The 17363-nt window shown below is 74.2% G+C and carries 13 protein-coding genes; 5 read left to right on the top strand and 8 right to left on the bottom strand.

Translation table 11 applies throughout. From position 1 onward, the window contains the following. Window position 1: 1 nt before the first annotated feature. Window positions 2-1360, bottom strand: a complete 1359-nt coding sequence (locus tag AB0C78_RS43290) for an FAD-binding oxidoreductase (protein WP_360760022.1) — start codon at window positions 1358-1360, stop codon at window positions 2-4. A gap of 171 nt (window positions 1361-1531) precedes the next feature. Between AB0C78_RS43290 and AB0C78_RS43285 the strand changes: the two genes are divergently transcribed. Beyond that, window positions 1532-2380: an ATP-binding cassette domain-containing protein gene (locus tag AB0C78_RS43285; RefSeq protein WP_360760018.1), complete on the top strand. Its 849-nt coding sequence runs from the start codon at window positions 1532-1534 to the stop codon at window positions 2378-2380. Here AB0C78_RS43285 and AB0C78_RS43280 read toward each other — a convergent pair. The 4 genes from AB0C78_RS43280 to AB0C78_RS43265 all read right to left on the bottom strand — a co-directional run bounded on the left by AB0C78_RS43280 (window position 2313) and on the right by AB0C78_RS43265 (window position 8913). Continuing rightward, a complete protein-coding gene (locus AB0C78_RS43280) occupies window positions 2313-5525 on the bottom strand; it encodes a carboxyl transferase domain-containing protein (protein WP_360760015.1) in 3213 nt (1070 codons plus the stop codon). The genes AB0C78_RS43285 and AB0C78_RS43280 overlap by 68 nt on opposite strands. A 152-nt stretch (window positions 5526-5677) precedes the next feature. Continuing rightward, on the bottom strand, window positions 5678-7051 hold the full coding sequence (locus AB0C78_RS43275; protein WP_360760012.1) for a GH1 family beta-glucosidase: 1374 nt from the start codon (window positions 7049-7051) through the stop codon (window positions 5678-5680). A gap of 40 nt (window positions 7052-7091) precedes the next feature. After that, complete coding sequence (locus tag AB0C78_RS43270) at window positions 7092-7976, bottom strand: carbohydrate ABC transporter permease (protein ID WP_360760009.1); 885 nt, start codon at window positions 7974-7976, stop codon at window positions 7092-7094. Continuing rightward, window positions 7969-8913 carry a sugar ABC transporter permease gene (locus AB0C78_RS43265; protein ID WP_360760006.1) on the bottom strand — a complete coding sequence of 315 codons (945 nt, stop codon included), beginning with the start codon at window positions 8911-8913 and terminating at the stop codon, window positions 7969-7971. The genes AB0C78_RS43270 and AB0C78_RS43265 overlap by 8 nt, the downstream gene beginning before the upstream one ends. 161 nt (window positions 8914-9074) lie before the next feature. Between AB0C78_RS43265 and AB0C78_RS43260 the strand changes: the two genes are divergently transcribed. After that, the gene (locus AB0C78_RS43260; protein ID WP_360760003.1) at window positions 9075-10040 is read left to right on the top strand and encodes a transposase; all 966 of its coding nucleotides are present in this window, start codon (window positions 9075-9077) and stop codon (window positions 10038-10040) included. Between the two features lie 42 nt (window positions 10041-10082). Here the strand turns inward: AB0C78_RS43260 and AB0C78_RS43255 are convergent, their stop codons facing one another. Further along, window positions 10083-11498, bottom strand: coding sequence for a sugar ABC transporter substrate-binding protein (locus AB0C78_RS43255; RefSeq protein WP_360760000.1), 1416 nt, complete (start codon window positions 11496-11498; stop codon window positions 10083-10085). A gap of 156 nt (window positions 11499-11654) precedes the next feature. Here AB0C78_RS43255 and AB0C78_RS43250 point away from each other — a divergent pair, with 156 nt between their 5' ends. Beyond that, a complete protein-coding gene (locus AB0C78_RS43250; RefSeq protein ID WP_360759997.1) occupies window positions 11655-12956 on the top strand; it encodes an ROK family transcriptional regulator in 1302 nt (433 codons plus the stop codon). On the opposite strand, the gene AB0C78_RS43245 is transcribed toward AB0C78_RS43250, so the two are convergent. Beyond that, entirely contained in the window at window positions 12881-13681 is an 801-nt protein-coding gene (locus AB0C78_RS43245) for a class I SAM-dependent methyltransferase (protein WP_360760090.1), read from the bottom strand. The two genes, AB0C78_RS43250 and AB0C78_RS43245, sit on opposite strands and share 76 nt — an antisense overlap. Window positions 13682-13736: 55 nt before the next feature. On the opposite strand from AB0C78_RS43245, the gene AB0C78_RS43240 reads away from it, so the two are divergent. Both AB0C78_RS43240 and AB0C78_RS43235 read left to right on the top strand, forming a co-directional pair. Then, window positions 13737-14345, top strand: a complete 609-nt coding sequence (locus tag AB0C78_RS43240; RefSeq protein ID WP_360759994.1) for a TetR family transcriptional regulator — start codon at window positions 13737-13739, stop codon at window positions 14343-14345. A 141-nt stretch (window positions 14346-14486) separates the two neighbouring features. Beyond that, window positions 14487-15995 (top strand): RtcB family protein, encoded by a 1509-nt coding sequence (locus AB0C78_RS43235; protein ID WP_360759991.1) that lies wholly within the window; start codon window positions 14487-14489, stop codon window positions 15993-15995. Between the two features lie 4 nt (window positions 15996-15999). On the opposite strand, the gene AB0C78_RS43230 is transcribed toward AB0C78_RS43235, so the two are convergent. After that, on the bottom strand, window positions 16000-17363 hold a 1364-nt coding region (locus AB0C78_RS43230; protein WP_360759988.1), incomplete at its 5' end, for an aldehyde dehydrogenase family protein.

Genomic DNA, 17363 nt, shown 5'->3' with positions numbered 1-17363 from the left:
GTCACTGCAGGAAGCGCAGGGCGAGCCCGGTCAGCGGGCCGCCGTCGCCGTCGTCGGCGCGCTGCAGGACGCGCTGCGAGCCGTTGAGCACGAGCGCGCGCAGCGGGCCCGGCGGCAGCGGCACCGGCCGCTTGGCGGCCATCGGCAGGTCGAGCAGCTCGCTGTCGCGGTCGAGCAGCAGGTCGCGGGTGATCTTCGCGGTGAGGTGGCTGGGGCCGACGCCGTGGCCGGCGTAGCCGAGCGCGTAGACGACGCGGCGGCCGCGGCCGAGCCGTCCGGCGTGCGCGAAGCAGTTGACGGTTCCCGCGACGGGACCGCACCAGCCGCGGTCGATCCGCACGTCGTCCAGCTGCGGGAACGTCCAGCGGAACGTCTCCTCCAGGCGCCGGAACACCCGCGGCGACCGGTCCTGGCGCGGATCGGGGCCGGCGGGCGCGAACGGCGCGTCGCGCCCGCCCCACAGGATCCGGCCGTCGGGGGTCGGCCGGTGGAAGTGCGGCATGATCCGCTTGTCCTCGACGCCGACGCCGCCGTCCCAGCCGACGCGCTTCCACTGCTCGCCGGTGAGCGGCTCGGTCACGACGATCGAGGCGACGACGGTGAACAGCCAGCGGCGCAGCGCGGGCACCGCGTGCGCGTAGGCGTTGGTCGCGAGCAGCGCCCGGTCCGCCCGGACGTCGCCGCCCGGGGTGCGGGCCACGACGTGCGTGCCGGGCAGGGCGAGGCCGCGCACGGGCGTCGACTCGAAGACCCGCACGCCGCGGCGGACGGCCGCGTCGCGCAGGCCGCGGGTGAGCGCGGCGGGGTCGACCAGCAGCGCGTCCTCCTCGAAGTGGCCGCACCGGATCCGGTCGGTGGCCACCAGGGCGCGGCATTCGGGGCCGCTGAGATAGCGCAGGTCGTCCAGGCCGAGCCGCTGGGACACCTCCAGGTCCTGGCGGATCCGCTCGTCCTGCTCCGGCCCGTTCGAGACCGTCAGCAGGCCGGGACGGGTCAGGTCGGCGTCGATGCCCTCGTCGCGGACGAACGCCGCGATGTCGCGCAGGGTGCCGCGCATCGCCAGCCGGGTCGCGCGGGCACGCGCCGGGCCCACCTTGCGGGCGAGGTCATGGATGTTGCGGCCCACCATCGTCATCGCGAAACCGCCGTTGCGGCCGGACGCGCCGTAACCCGCGACCCGCTGCTCCAGGACGGCGACGTCCACGGACGGGTCGGCGTCCTTGAGGTGGATCGCGGTCCACAGGCCGGTGAAGCCTCCGCCGACGATGACCACGTCCACGTCCAGGCCGCCGTCGAGCGGCGGCGCGGGCTCGTAGGGCGTGCGGGACAGCCACAGGCTCCGCGTCCTCCAGTCCGCCATGACGCCCCTCCGCCCGCCGCCCCGCGCGCACACCGGCACGCCTGTCGCCGCCGCGCGCACGCCCGTTGCCCGCGCGCGCACGCCTCAGTAGGGTGATGATCCGTCAGTGATCCACATCACACAAGGCCCGCGATGCGGGCCGCCGGGCACCGGACCGGCCGGGAGGCGCCGATGTCGACCGCTCAGGGACTGCGGGTCGCGGACGTCACGGTGCGGGTCGGCGGGGTGACCGCCGTCCGGGGCGCCGCGCTGACGGTCCCGCCGGGCACGGTCGCCGGGCTCGTCGGACCGGACGGCGCGGGCAGGGCGACCCTGTGCGACGTCATCGCCGGGCTGCGCCGTCCAGCCGAGGGCACCGTCCACCTGGACGACGCCGACCTGACGGCGAGCGCGGCGCGGGAACGAGCGCGGCGCGGGATCGCCCGGACGTCCCGGGAGCCGGAGCGGTGGCGGTCGCGGACCGTCGGCGAGAGCGTCCGGGCAGCGGCGCGCAGGCACGCGGCCCTGCGGGACCACGGCGGCCGCACCGTCCGGGACCGGTGGGCACGCCGTCGCCGCGCGCGCGCCGAAGCGGGCGACCGCGCTGACGAACTGCTGACCCGCGTGGGGATCGCCGAGTTCGCCGACCTGGCGGCGCGCGACGTGCCGCCCGGCGTGGCGTGCCTCACCGGGCTGGCGCGCGCGCTGGCCGCCGAACCCTCCGTCCTGTTGCTGGACGACCCGTGGACGGATCTGCCGGAGCGCCGGGCCAGGGCGCTGGAGGTGCTGCTGCGCGACCTCGCCGCCGAGGGCGTCGCGGTGCTGGTCGCCGAGCGCGACCTGGAGCCGGTACTCGGCGTGTGCGACGTCCTGCACGTGCTGGACGGCGGCCGGATGATCGCGGCCGGCCCGCCCGCCGAGGTCCGCGCCGATCCGTGCGTCCGGGCCGCCTACCTGGCCGGGGCGGCGCCGGTCACCAGGTGTCCACCCAGCGCCGCGGCCGGTCCGCGGTGGGCGGTGCGGACGCGAACGCCGTGGTGACGAGCCGCCGGGTGCCGGCCGGGTCGATGACGTCGTCCAGCTCGAACACGGTGGCGGCGTTGAGCGCCTTGCCGTGCTCGTAGGCGGCGGCGACCATCGTCTCGAACAGCGCCTTCGGGTCCTCGGCCGCGGCGAGCTCCTTGCGGAACCCGAGCCGGACGGCGCCCTCCAGGCCCATGCCGCCGATCTCGCCGGTCGGCCACGCGACGGTCGCGAGCGGCGCCTTGAATCCGCCGCCCGCCATCGCCTGCGCGCCGAGCCCGTAGCCCTTGCGCAGGACCACGGTGACGAGCGGGACGCTCAGGTTCGCGCCGGTGATGAACATCCGGCTGAAGTGCCGGACGGTCGCGGTGCGCTCGGCGTCCGGGCCGACCATGAACCCGGGGGTGTCGCACAGCGACACGACGGGCAGGCCGTGCGCGTCGCAGAGCTGGAGGAAGCGGGCGGCCTTGTCGGCGGCGTCGCGGTCGATGGCGCCGCCGAGGTGCGCCGGGTTGTTGGCGATGAGGCCCATCGGGCGGCCTTCGATCCGCACCAGCGCGGTGATGATGCCGACGCCGAACGCCCGCCGCAGTTCCAGTACCGACCCGGTGTCGGCCAAGTGCCCGATCACCTTGCGGACGTCGTAGGCACGCAGCCGGTTCTCCGGAATGACGTGCCGAAGGATCCGCTGGTCGTCGCACGTCCACTCGCCGGCCGGGCCCTGGAAGTAGGACAGGTAGCGGCGGGCGACGTCGACGGCCTCCGCCTCGTCCTCGACGACGATGTCGACGACGCCGTTGGGCTCCTGGTCGGTGATCGGGCCGATCTCCTCCGGGGCGAACACGCCGAGGCCCCCGCCCTCGATCATCGCGGGGCCGCCCATGCCGATGTTGGCGTCGCGGGTGGCGATGATGACGTCGCAGCAGCCGAGCAGCGCCGCGTTCCCGGCGAAGCAGCGCCCGGACGCGATCCCGACGGACGGGACCGCGCCGCTGAGGCGGCCCATGGCGTGGAAGGTCGTCACGTCCAGGCCCGACACCATCGAGGTGTCGGTGTCGCCGGGACGCCCGCCGCCGCCCTCGGCGAACAGCACGACCGGCAGGCTCCGGCGCCGCGCGAGGTCGAGCATCCGGTCCGTCTTGCGGTGGTTGTGGTGGCCCTGCGTCCCGGCCAGCACCATGTAGTCGTAGGACATCACGACGGCCTGGCCGCCGTTGACGTCGCCGAGACCGCAGACCATGCCGTCGGCGGGGGTGCGCTCGATGAGGTCGTCCAGGGACCGGCGCTGCCGCTGCGCGGCGATGGCGAGTGCGCCGTACTCCACGAACGTTCCGGGGTCGCAGAGGTCCTCGATGTTCTCGCGGGCGGTGCGGTGCCCGCGCGCGTGCCGCTTGGCGACGGCCTCGGGCCGGGCCGCGTCGAGGCCGATCTCGTGCCGCCGGATCGTCTCCGCGAGGTCGGCGCGGATCGCGTCGAGGTCGGCCTCCGCCTCGTCGTCGGCGTGGTCGCCGTCGGCCTCGGCGGGTTCGAGGAACAGCAGCGGCGCGCCCTCGGCGACGGTGGTGCCGGGCGCCGCGGCGAGGGCGCGGACGACGCCCGCCTCCCCCGCCCGGACGACGTGCTCCATCTTCATCGCCTCGAGGATCAGCACCGGCGCCCCCGCGCGGACGAGCTCCCCTTCGGCGGCCTCGACGCTCACCACCGTGCCCTGCATCGGCGCGGCGACCGCGACCGTGCCGGGCGGCGCGTCGGGCACGACTCGAACGGGCGCGGCGGTCTCGTCCGCGGACGGCACGTAGAACCGCCGGTGCTCGCTGCGCAGCAGCTCCGGCAGGTGGTCGGCGATGAACGACGTCGGGACGCCGCCCGCCGTGAACCCGGGGTGCCGCAGGACGCCCTGCAGCAGCGGGATGCTCGTAGCGACCCCCGCGATCTCGAACTCGCCGAGCGCGCCGTGGGCGCGGGCGGCCGCGGTAGGAAAGTCCTCCGCGCGGGCGATGACCTTCGCCAGCAGCGGGTCGTAGCGGGGGCTCGTCCGATAGCCGGGGTGCCCGTAGGTGTCGACGCGGACGCCGGGGCCGGTCGGCGGCGCGAACGCGGTGAGCGTCCCGGCGTGCGGGTGCGGCGCGCCGTCCGGGCCGATCGTCTCGGTGTTGACGCGCACCTGGACGGCGCAGCCGTGCGCGGGCGGCGGCGCGGCCAGGCCGACGGCGGCCAGGTCCTCGCCGAGCGCCAGCCTGATCTGCGCCTTCACCAGGTCGACGCCGGTGATCTCCTCGGTGACGGTGTGCTCGACCTGCAGCCTCGGGTTGGCCTCCAGGAACCAGAACCCCTCGCCGGACACGAGGAACTCGAACGTGCCGAGGCTCGCGTAGCGGACGCGCGCGGCCATGCGGACCGCGGCGTCGAGCAGCGCGTCCCGCAGGCCGGGCGGCAGCGCCGGCGCCGGGGCGATCTCGATCAGCTTCTGGTTGCGGCGCTGGACGCTGCAGTCGCGTTCCCACAGGTGGGTGACGGCGCCGGAGCCGTCGCCCGCGACCTGCACCTCGATGTGGCGGGCGCGGGGCACGTGCTTCTCGGCGTACAGGTCGCCGTCGCCGAAGGAGGCGAGCGCCTCGGAACGGCACCGCTCGTACGCCTCCGCCATGCCGCCGGGCTCGGCGACGACGCGCATGCCGCGCCCGCCGCCGCCCGCGACCGCCTTGAGCATCACCGGCCCGTGCTCCCGCGCGAACGCCTCCGCGCCGGCGAGCGTCACCGGCCCGGGCGTGCCCGGCGTCACCGGCACGCCCGCCTGCCGGGCCAGGTCCCGGGACCTCGTCTTGTCGCCGAACAGCTCCAGCAGCTCGGGGCGCGGGCCGACGAACGTCAGCCCTGCGGCGGCGCACCGCGCGGCGAACGCGGCGTTCTCGCTCAGGAACCCGTAGCCGGGGTGGACGGCGGTGGCGCCGGCGTCCTTGGCGGCGGCGATCACCGCGTCCGCATCGAGGTAGCCGGCGACGCCCTCGCCGGGCAGCGCCCGCACCTCGTCCGCGCGGCGGGTGTGCGGGGAGCCGGCGTCGTCGCGGGTGTGCACGGCGGCCGTCCGCAGCCCCAGCTCCGCCGCCGCCCGGACGATCCGCAGCGCGATCTCGCCCCGGTTGGCCACAAGGATCCCGCCCACCCCGGTCCTCCTCACCCTGGCGCCCGCCCGTCGCGGGCCTGGTGGAGCCTCACTGTAGGCGGGACGCGCGCGACGCCCGGACACGGCCCCGGGCCGCCCGGTCCCGGCGCGGGCGGTCCCCGGCGCGGCCGGGCGCGGGCGGGCGCGGGTGGTCAGCGGCCGGTCGTGACCGTCCCGGCGGACAGGCCGCGGTGCGCCCGGATGATCTCGGCGTAGCGGTGCCCGCTGTCCTTGACGGTCCGCTTCTGCGTCCCGAAGTCGACGTGGACGAGCCCGAACCGCTGCGCGTACCCGTACGCCCACTCGAAGTTGTCGAGCAGCGACCAGGCGAAGTAGCCGTCCAGCGGGACGCCCTTGCGGATCGCCGACGCGCACGCCGCCAGGTGCGCCTCCAGGTACGCGGTCCGCTCCGGGTCGTGGACCGCGCCGTCGCCGGTCACGGTGTCGGTGTAGGCCGAGCCGTTCTCGGTGACCATGACGCTGCGCGGCGCGTACTCCTCGGTCATCCGGACGAGGATCCTCTCCAGCCGGTCCGGGTGGATCTCCCAGTCCATGCCGGTGCGCGGTGTGCCGTCCGGGGTGATCTGCCGGGCGTGCGGCGGCGGGCCGTCCGGGTCGGCGACGTTGACCGACCGGCGGTAGTAGTTGACGCCCAGCCAGTCCAGCGGCGCCGCGATCGCCTCCAGGTCGCCGGGCCGCACCGGCGGCTCGACCCCGTACTCCTCGATCATGTCGGCGGGCAGGCCGCGCCCGTGGACCGGGTCGAGCCACCAGCGGTTGTGATGGCCGTCCTCGCGGCGCGCCGCCGCCACGTCCTCGTCCCGGTCGCTCCCGGGTTCGCAGTCCGTGAGCAGGTGGACCACGCCGACGCGGGCACCGGGCGCCGCCGCGCGGATCGCCTGCACACCGAGGCCGTGCGCGAGCATCAGGTGGTACGACGCGGGCACCGCCTGCCCGACGTCGGCGACGCCCGGCGCCATCACGCCGCGCAGATGCCCGAGCCAGGCCGCGCAGACCGGCTCGTTCAGCGTCGCCCACGACGCCACCCGGTCGCCGAGCGCGCCCGCGACGACCGAGGCGTACTCGGCGAAGCGCTCGGCGGTGTCCCGGGACGGCCAGCCGCCGCGGTCCTGCAACGCCTGCGGGAGGTCCCAGTGGTACAGCGTCGGATGCGGCTCGATCCCCGCCTCCAGCAGCGCGTCCACGAGACGGTCGTAGAAGGCGAGCCCGGCCGCGTTCACGGCGCCGCCCCCGTCCGGCAGGACGCGCGGCCAGGCGATCGAGAACCGGTACGCGCCGAGCCCGAGCGCCGCCATCAGCGCGACGTCCTCGCGCCAGCGGTGGTAATGGTCGCAGGCGACGTCGCCGGTGTCGCCGCCGGCGACCGCGCCCGGCACGCGGCAGAACGCGTCCCAGATGGACGGGGCGCGGCCGTCCTCGCGGGCGGCGCCCTCGACCTGGTAGGCGGAGGTCGCCGCGCCCCACGCGAAGTCGGGGCCGAACGCGGTCAGGTCGTCGATGGGCACAGGTCTCCCTCAGGGGTGCGAAGCGGGGCGGTGGGGGCGGTCACTTGACGGCGCCGGCGGTCAGGCCGGTCACCAGGAAGCGCTGCAGCAGCAGGAACCCGGCGACGACGGGGACGCTCACCACGAGGGAGGCGGCCATCACCTGGTTCCAGTAGACCTCGTGCTGCGTCGAGTAGCCCTGCAGGCCGATCGACAGGGTCCGGGTCTGGTCGTTGGTCATCACCGAGGCGAAAAGCACCTCGCCCCACGCGGTCATGAACGCGTAGACGGTGACGGCGACGATGCCGGGCAGCGACGCCGGGACGATCACGCGCAGCAGCGCGCCGACCGGGCCGCAGCCGTCCACGCGCGCCGCCTCGTCCAGCTCGCGCGGGATCGACTCGAAGTAGCCGACGAGCATCCAGATCGAGAACGGCAGCGAGAACGTCAGGTAGGTGAGGATCAGCGCGCCGCGGCTGCCGTACAGGGCGAGCCCGGTCGCGTTCCCGACGTTCACGAAGATGAGGAACAGCGGCAGCAGGAACAGGATCCCCGGGAACATCTGCGTCGACAGGACCGTCACGGTGAACACCCGGCGGCCGGCGAACCGGTACCGGCTCACCGCGTACGCGGCACCGACCGCGATGACGACCGACGCCGCGGTGGCGCCGCCCGCGACGATGACGCTGTTGGTGAAGTAGCGGGCCAGCGGCACCGTCGACCACATGTCGACATAGGGACGGAAGGTCGGCTCGGTGGGGAACCAGTGGAAGGCGCCCCGCACGTCCTTCAGCGGCTTCAGCGACGAGCTGACCATCGCGTAGACCGGGACGAGGGTGAACACCGCCAGCAGCGTCAGGACGATCCGGCGCGTCCAGCGGAACGAGGCCGGCGGATCGGTCGGCGCGCGGCGCCGTCCGGGGCGGGCGGTCGCGGTGTCAGGCACGGGCGCTCCTCCGTCGCGACGTGGCGATCAGGTACACCGCCGTGACCAGCAGCAGGAACAGCAGGAGCAGGACCGACATCGCCGACCCGGTGCCGAAGTTCCAGGTGAGGAACGACGCCCGGTAGATGTGCAGCGAGATCAGGTCCCCGCCGGTGGGCGGCGCCTTGCCGAACAGCACGAACGGCGTGTTGAAGTCGTTGAACGTCCACAGGAAGAGCACGAGGACGAGCACCTGGTTGATGGGGCGCAGCGCGGGCAGCGTGATGTGCCGGATCTGCCGCCAGATCCCGGCGCCGTCCAGCGCGGACGCCTCGTACAGGTCGCGCGGGACGTTCTGCAGCCCCGCCATCAGCACCAGGAACGCGAACGGCCACGACCGCCACACGATGACGGTGACCAGCGCCCAGAAGCTGTTGTCGCCGATCAGCCAGAACGGCCGGTCGCCCCCGGTGACGTGCAGCTGGTCGGCCAGCACGTGGTTCACCATGCCGGTGTCGCGCTGGAACAGGAATCCCCACGTCATGACGGCCGCGTAGACGGGCAGCGCGTACGGGACGAGGAACGCGGCGCGCAGCAGCCCGCGCCCCCGGAACCGGTCCTGCATCAGGATCGCGGCGGCCGTGCCGAGCAGCCACGACAGCCCGACGGCCAGCACGGTGACGCCGACCGTGACCAGGAACGAGGTCAGCAGGTCCTTGCCGATGGCGGCGTCGAAGTCGACGGCGACGCGGTAGTTGCCGAGGCCCGTGCCGGGCGCCTTCGCCCAGTCGCGGATGTAGAAGAGCGTGAGGTCGCGGAAGCTCATCCACACACCGACCGCGATCGGCACGACGTGCACGATCAGCTCGGCGACCACCGCGGGCGCGAGCAGCAGATAGGGCAGCAGCCGAGGCGGAACCCGGAACCACCCGCGCGCCCGGCCCCGAGCCCGCCCCACCGGCGGCTCACCGTCGACCCCCGGCCCGCCGGGGAGCCCTCGGGCCCCACTTACCCGCGTCCCACCATGCGAGACATTCGCAGGCGTCATGGCGCGGTCATTTCGCAGTGCCGCACTCTCATCTCCGGTCTTTGTCGGTAGCCGTCGGTAACGTTCCGCTCATGACGCGTTACCGCCTCCAGCCGACGCCCGCTCAGGAGCGGACGTTGCTGAAGCATTGCGAGCACGCCCGGTTTGTGTGGAATCTGGCATGTGAGCAGCACGCGCATTGGAGGCCGGGTCGTCAGCCGGCACCCGGGTTCGCCGAGCAATGCCGTCAATTGACCCGGGCGCGGATGGAGTTCGTCTGGCTGCGCGCCGGCTCGGTCATCGTGCAACAGCAGGCGCTCAAGGACTTCACTCAGGCGATGAGCAACTTCTTCGCCGGCACTCACCGCCGCCCCACCTGGCGCAAGGCCGGACGGCACGAAGGATTCCGGATCGTGGCCATCAAGCCCGATGACATGCGCCGGCTGTCGCGCCGAGTGGGCGAAGTGAGGGTGCCCAAGGTGGGGTGGGTGCGTTTTCGGTGGTCCCGGCCCGTGCCTGACAGCGTCAGATCGTTCCGTGTCACTCGCGATCGAGCCGGGCGCTGGCATGTCGCCTTCGCCGTCGTTCCGGCAATCGTCGAGGCCCCCGGCACGGGCGAGGTCGTCGGCGTGGACCGCGGCGTGGCGGTCACGGCGGCGTTGTCCACCGGCGCTCTGCTGACCGTCCCGGATCTGCGCGACGGCGAGCGGTCCCGGCTCGGCAGGCTGCTGCGCCGACTTTCCCGTGCCCGTCCGGGTTCCAAGCGGCGCGCCAGGATCAAGGCCGCGATCGCGAGATTGAGCACCCGTGCGCGCGACCGGCGCAAGGACTGGGTCGAGAAGACCTCTACCGAACTGGCTCGCCGCTTCGACGTGGTCGCCATCGAAGACCTCGACGTCGTCGCCATGACCCGCTCGGCGCGCGGCACAGCCGAGACGCCGGGGCGCAATGTCAGTCGCGACACGGCCGCAGGACATGCGGTCGCTGCACGGGGAGGCTCTCCGCTGGGCGGGCCGGCGAACCGTGAACCTCGGCACGACCTCCTCCTCACCAGGTAGTGGTCCGTGTTGGAATCCCTCTTGTTCACGAGGGGGAGGATGTCAATTGCCCATCTGCTGCTGGGCGGCTTCGAGCTTTGACTTGATCTTGTCGTCGGTGACGGGGCGGCCCGCCGCGGCGTCGGCGAACAGCTCCTTCATCGCGGTGCCGACGGCGGTCTCGAACTGGCTCTCGGCCGGGACCTGCGGCAGCGGCGCGGCGTGCGAGGCGAGGATGTCCTTGAACACCCGGGTGTCGGGGGTGTCGAAGGCGGGGTCGTTCTGCGCGGCGGTGACCGGCGGCAGCGACCCGTACGCCTTGTTGAGGATCTTCTGCTCGTCGTCGCCGGTCATGAACTTCACGAACTTCAGCGCACCGTCGCGGTTGCCGGTGTTCTTGAAGACCGCGAGGTTGATGCCGCCGACCATCGAGGTGATCGGCCGCCCGCCCGGCGGGGCCGGGGACGGCGCCGGGATCGGCACGACGCCCCACTCGCCGGGCTTCATGCCGAGGTTGGTGAAGCCGCTGGTCGTCGTCTGCCACATCAGCATCGCGGCCTTGTGGGTGGCGAAGTCGTTGATGGACTGGTTGGCCGAGTACTCGGCGTTGCCGGGCGCGGCGATCTTCTCGGTGCCGAGCAGGTCGAGGTAGGACCTGATCGCGGCGACGGCCTGCGGGGTGGCGAACTGCGGCTTGCCGTCCGGGGTGAAGAAGTCGGCCCCGTACATCTGGCCGATGTTGAACGCGGCGTGCACGTTCTCGGGGATGCTGGCGCCCTCGAGCGCGATGCCGTGGACGCCGCCCTTGGTGAGCTTGTGCCCGTCGTCCACCATCTCCTGCCAGGTCTTCGGCGGGTCGAGCTTGGCGTCGGCGAACATTTTCTTGTTGTAGTAGAGCCCGTAGGCGGTGGAGTACAGCGGCACGGCGGCGGGGTCCTTGCCCTTGGCGCCGGCGCTGGCGAGGGCGGCGGGCACGAACCGCTGGGCGCCGCCGACCTCGGCCATCGTCTTGGCGTCGAACGGCAGCAGCCCGCCGGTCGCCTGCAGGGACGCCGACCACGTGTTGCCGATGTTGAGGACGTCCGGGCCCTGCCCGGAGGTGGTGGCGGCGAGGATGCGGTTGAGCAGGTCGGTCCAGGGGACGACCTCCAGCTTGACCTCGATGCCGGTCTGCTTCTCGAACTTGGCCAGCTCGGGCTTGAGCACCCGCTGGTCCGCGGCGATGTCGGCGCCCTGGTTGCTGGCCCAGTAGGTCAGCGTCTTCGGCGAGCCGTTCCCGCCGCCCGAGGACGTGCCGCCGCCGCACGCCGCCGCGGCGGCCAGCAGCAGCCCCGCGGCGAGGCCGGCGGTGAGCCCGGTGGCGGTGCGTCCGGGGCGGCGCCGCGCCGGGCGTCCCGGACGGCGGGACGGTGCGGCGGCGGGCGGTTCGCCGGAGGGGATCGCGCTGTGTCCGGACGCCGGTGAGGTGGGGTGGCGCATCGGCTCGGCCTTCCGCGTAGGAGTGGGGCGCGTCACTCGGGAGAGTTATGTCACCCCTTAATTCATGTCGTGATCTAAGCAGTGACATAATTCCGGGGTCAAGACCTGAGAACCTTCCGGGGGACGCGGCCGCACGGCCGCGCGAAAGGGGGCCCGATGCCGGACCGGCGCCGCAGGACCGTGCGCGATCTGCGCCGTGCCAACCGCTCGGTGCTGCTGCGCCGGCTCTACTTCGACGGCCCGCTCAGCCGCCAGGACCTGGCCCGCGAGACCGGGCTCAGCCCCGCGTCGGTCAGCAACGTCGTCGGCGAGCTGATCGAGGCGGGCCTGGTGGCGGAGGCCGGCAGCGTGGAGTCCGACGGCGGCCGGCCGCGGGTGCTGCTGAAGGTCGCGGCCGGTTTCGGCCACCTGATCGGCGTGGACGTCGGCGAGACGCGGGTGATGGTCGAGCTGTTCGACCTCGACCTCACCCCGCTCGCCAAGGCCGACCTGCCGCTCGGCGACGGCGGGCACGACGACCGCGCCGTGGCGCGCCACATCCTGGAGGGGCTGGACGACGTCGCCGGGCGCGCCTCGGTCGACCCGTCCACCGTCATCGGCGTCGGGGTCGGCGTGCCGGGCGTCGTCGAGCACCGCCCGGCCGAGGGCGGACCCGAGGCGGTCGTGCACTGCCAGACGATCGGCTGGGACGGCGTGCCGCTGGAGCGGATGCTGCGCGCGGGCACCGGGCTGCCGCTGTTCGTCGACAACGGCGCGACCGCGCTCGGCCAGGCCGAGATGTGGTTCGGCGCCGGGCGCGGGCACCGCAACGCGGTGGTCGCGCTCATCGGCTCCGGCGTCGGCTCCGCGGTGATGATCGACGGCTCGCCCTACCGGGGCGCGGCGGGCAGCGCCGGCGAGTGGGGGCACACGACGTCGCGGGTCGGCGGCGTCCCGTGCCGGTGCGGGTCGCTCGGCTGCCTGGAGGCCTACGTGGGCGCGGCGGCGCTGCTGGAGCGCTACCGCGCCGCGGGCGGGCCCGCCGGCGCCGACGAGGAGACCGCGCTCGCCGGCCTGCTCGACGACCCGTCGCCGGCCGCGGCGGAGCTGCGCGCCGACGTCGCCGAGCACCTCGGCGCGGGCGTCGCGGACCTGGTCAACCTGTTCAGCCCCGAGAAGATCATCATCGGGGGGTGGGCGGGGCTGCTGCTCGGCGGCCGGATGCTCGACCGGATCGTGGACGCCACCGCCCGGTACGCGCTGCGGCAGCCGTTCGCGCAGACCTCCGTCGAGCTGTGCCACCTCGGCCCGGAGGCGGTCGCGGTGGGCGCGGCGACGCTGCCCCTCGCGCATCTGCTCGACGGGGGCGGCGAGCCGGCCGCCCCGGCGCCCGCGCCCCCGGTTCAGCCGTCCGCGGGGCGGGTGGCGCGCAGGGAGTACATCAGGGGGACGCGCGGGCGGCCCTCCGGCAGCCGGTAGACCGTCCCGTGCCGCTCCAGCGCCGCGAAGCGCTGGAAGTACGTGTGGTCGTGCTCGTGCAGGAAGTCGATGCGCAGCCCGACGGCGGCGAGGGCGCTGACGACCTTGCCGATTCCGTGCTGGAACGTCACCGACCGCGTGTTGCGGGTGTGCTCGCCGCCGTCGGTGTAGGTGCCGGGCTCGTCCCATACCTGCGGCGAGGCGTCGAAGTAGTCGTAGGCGACGGTGGAGCCCTCGACGTCGTCCAGTACGTCGCTGAACGGGTGGAACTCGCTGAGGTACAGGAAGCCGCCGGGCTCCAGCAGCCCTGCCACGACCCGCGCCCAGCGGTCCACATCCGGCAGCCACACCAGCGCGCCGATGCCGGTGTAGACGATCTCGTAGGTCTCCCCCAGGGCGGCGGCCGCGTCGTACACGTCCGCCTGGACGAACCGGGCGTCGAGCCCGCATCCGGCCGCGATCTCCCGGGCGGCCTCCACGGCGGGTCCGGAGAAGTCGAGGCCGGTGACCCGCGCGCCGAGCCGCGCCCACGACAGCGTGTCCAGCCCGAAATGGCACTGCAGGTGCACCAGGCGGCGGCCCGCCACGTCGCCGACCTCGGCGATCTCGAAGTCGCGCAGCGCCGTCCCGCCGGCGCGGAAGCCGGCGACGTCGTAGAACTCGCTGGCGACGTGGATGCCGACCCGTTCGTCCCAGAGCGCTCGGTTGAGCGCCCGGTAGTCCATTTCCGTCACCGGGCAAGGATAATGGCGGGGTGACCGCCGGCCGGAAGGACGACTCATGAGCAGCGCGGAACGTCCGGTGCGCGAATGCCTGCTGGACGCCGCCGCCGCGCTCCTCGTCGAGCGCGGCTACCGGGCGGTGCGCATGCAGGACGTCGCCGCCGCGGCCGGGGTGAGCCGGCAGACCGTCTACAACGAGTTCGGCGACAAGTGGGGCCTCGCCCAGGCGGTGGTCGTGCGCGACAACGACCGCTACCTCGACGGCATCGACCAGGTCCTGTCCGAGCACGAGGACCTGTACTCGGCGGTGGTCGCGGCGGTGCTGTTCACGCTGGAGATGTCCGCCGACGACCAGCTGAAGAAGGCGGTGCTGACCGGCGCGGACGGCGACGACATGCTGCCGCTGCTGACGACGCGGGCGGAGCCGGTGCTGTTCACCGCCAGCTCCCGGCTCGCCGAGCACGCGCTGCGCCAGTGGCCGGACGTGGGCCGCGAGGCGCTCGTCGAGATCGCGGACGCGGCGGTCCGGCTGACGATGAGCCACATCATGCTGCCGTCCGGCCCGCCGGAGCAGGTCGCGCACTTCATCGCCCGGATGGTGACGAGCTACATCGGTGCCTACGGGAAAACCGGTGGCCCCTCCGGGGACCGCGCGGTACGGTCGTAACCGCCTCGCGGCTGCTGAACCCGAGGAACGAGCGGGCCTTTCCGCCCCGCTCCCCCGGCCGTCGCGCCTTCCGCGCGAAACGGCCCTCTCTCCTGTGCGCGCTTTCGCGCGCCTTCCGGCAGCCCGAAGGATCTTCCCCCCATGCATGCACGTCAGGACCGGCGGCTCGTCCGCACCGGCGACCACTGGCTTCACCTTCCCAACCCGTACGGCGTCCCCGTCGAGATCTGCGCGGGGGACGACGTCCCGCTCGAGCACGCCGCCGTCGACGAGGCGCTCGCGCTCCTGGAGACCGCCCGCACGCTGGAACGCCTCGCCGAGGCGACGCCCGGCTACGACGGTCCCGACCCGCGCGTCGCCCGCGTCGCTCTCACCCCCGACTTCCACAAGGGGGCCGGGATCCCGATCGGCACGGTGCTGGAGACCGAGCACGCGCTGCTGCCGCAGGCCGTCGGCAACGACGTCAACTGCGGGATACGGCTGGAGGTCACGTCGCTGCATGCCGACCGCGTCCGGCCGAGGCTGGACGCCATGGAGCGCCGGCTGCGGCACCTGTTCTTCGAGGGCGGGCGGCGGATCGCCCTCACGCCCGTCCAGCGGGAGGCGCTGCTGCGGGACGGGCTGCCCGGCCTGCTGCTGGCGGACGACACGCCCTGGCAGGGCGTCCGCCCCGAGGACGCCGACGATGCCCTGGACCGCATGCACGCGCCCGGTTTCCCGGTCGGAACGGCCGAGGCGTTCGCCGACTGGATCGGCAGCGCGGGCGGCGCCAGCCACGACAGCGTGATCGGCGGGATCGGCGGCGGCAACCACTTCGCCGAACTCCAGTACGTGTCGCAGGTGCACGACGCGGCGGCGGCCCACGCGTGGGGGCTGGCGCCCGGCACGGTCGTCACGATGGTGCACAGCGGCTCGCTGTCCCTGGGCCATCAGGCCAACACGACGGCCCTGGACGCGCTGCGCGCCGGCTGGCCGAGCGGCCTTCCCCGTCCGGCGAACGGGATCCTGCCGTTCCTGCTCGACGAGCGGTCCGCGCGGGCACGGCGCCGGTACCTCGACGCGTTCGGCAACGCCGCCAACTTCGCGGCCGGGAACCGGTTCTTCCTGTCGCTGACGATGCGGGCCGGGCTCGCTGCGGAATGCGGCGCCGCGGACGCGCGCCTGCTGTACGACGCGCCGCACAACCTGTTCTGGCAGGACGGAGAACGCGTCGTGCACCGCAAGGGCGCCACGCCCGCGGGCGGGCACGAGGCGATGGCGGGCGGCCCGTACGCGATGTGGGGCGAGCCGGTGATCGTGCCGGGCTCGATGGGCGCGGCGAGCTTCGTCCTGCGCGGGCACGGCGACCCGCGCACGCTCGCCAGCGCGTGCCACGGCGCTGGACGCCGGGTGCCGCGCGGGGCGTCGGCGCGCGGGAACGACGCGGAGCTCGACGCGTTCCTGCGCGAGTTCCGCGTCGTGACGCCGCTGGACCACCGCGACCCGATGGTCGCGCGGCGGTCCGACGTGATGGCCGCGTGGCGCCGCGACCTCAAGCAGGAGGCGCCGTGGGCCTACAAGGACATCGGGCCGGTGGTGTCGAGCCTGCGGGGCGGCGGCGTCGCGACGCCGGTCGCGGAGCTGCGGCCGCTGCTGACCATCAAGGGGTGATCGCTCAGGGGACGTCGGTCTGCAGGTGGACGACCTTGACGGCGGTCATCTCGTCCAGCAGCTCGGGGCCGTAGCCGAAGCCCTGGCCGCTGGAGCGGCGCGGGGTGGCGGCGCCTCCCGGGGCGCCGCCGAACACCGCGTTGATCTTCACGGTGCCGGCCTTCAGGGTGCGCCAGGCCTGCTGCGCGTGCGCCATGTCGCGGGTGAGGACGGTCGCGGCGAGCCCGTAGCGGGAGCGGTTCGCCCTGTCCAGGGCCTCCTCGAAGGACGCGACGCCGCGCACCGGCGCGACCGGCCCGAACGTCTCCTCCGCCATGACCGCCATCTGGTCGGTGCAGCCGTCCAGGACGGTCGCCGGGTAGAAGCAGCCGGGCCCGCCGGGGATCCGGCCGCCGGCGCGGAGCCGCGCGCCGTCCGCGACCGCCTTCTCGACCTGCTCGTGGACCCGCGTGCGGTGCAGCTCGTCGACCAGCGGGCCGAGCTCGGTGGACGGGTCGCGGCCCGGGCCGGTCCGCAGCGCCTGCGCGCGGGCGGTCAGCGCGCCGACGAACTCCTTGGCGACCGACTCGTGCACGTAGATCCGCTCGACCGAGGTGCAGATCTGGCCGGCGTTGGCGAAGCAGCCGGTGGCGGCCTGCCCGGCGGCCCAGGCGGGGTCGACGCCCGCGTCGACGATCAGCGGGTCGGCGCCGCCGTTCTCCAGCAGCGCCTTCGCGCCGGTCCCGGCGGCCAGTTCGGCGATGCGGCGGCCGGTGCGGGTGGAGCCGACGTGCGCGATCGCGTCGAGGTCCGGGTGGCTCGCGAGCGCCTCGCCGGTCGTCCCGTCGCCGCTGACCATGTTCACGACGCCGGCCGGCAGTGCCTCGGCGAGCAGTTCGGTGAGAAGCGCCCCGGTGTGCGGCGTCCGCTCGGACGGCTTGTGCACGACGGTGTTGCCGGTGACGACGGCCGCGCCGATGAGGCCGCAGGCGATTGCGACGGGGTCGTTCCACGGCGTGATGACGGCGACGAGCCCGAGAGGCTCGCGGGCCATGAAGTCGGCGGCACTCCAGCCTCCCTGCAGGCTGCGGCCCCCGTGCAGGGGCCCCAGCTCGGTGTACTGGCGCAGCGTCCCGATCCCGGCCTGGACGCCGCCGAGAGCGTCGTCCGCCGGCTTGCCCATCTCCGCGGTGACCAGCGCCGCGAGCTCGTCGGCGTGCTCCTCGACCGCGCGGGCGGCGGCGTGCAGGGCGGCGCCGCGCTCGGCGGGCGCGGTCGCGGCCCAGCCGGGCGCCGCCCGGGTCGCGGCCCCCCCCGCCGCCCCGGCGGGGCCCGCCGGGCGCGCGGGGCCCACCCCCACCCGGTAGCCGGGCGCCCGGGGCGGGACAG

It is taken from the genome of Actinomadura sp. NPDC048394 (assembly GCF_040651755.1).
GTDB classification, from domain to species: Bacteria; Actinomycetota; Actinomycetes; order Streptosporangiales; family Streptosporangiaceae; genus Spirillospora; species Spirillospora montaniterrae.
The sequence above is the reverse complement of the archived record's forward strand: the minus strand, read 5'-3'. Positions and strand labels throughout refer to the sequence as shown.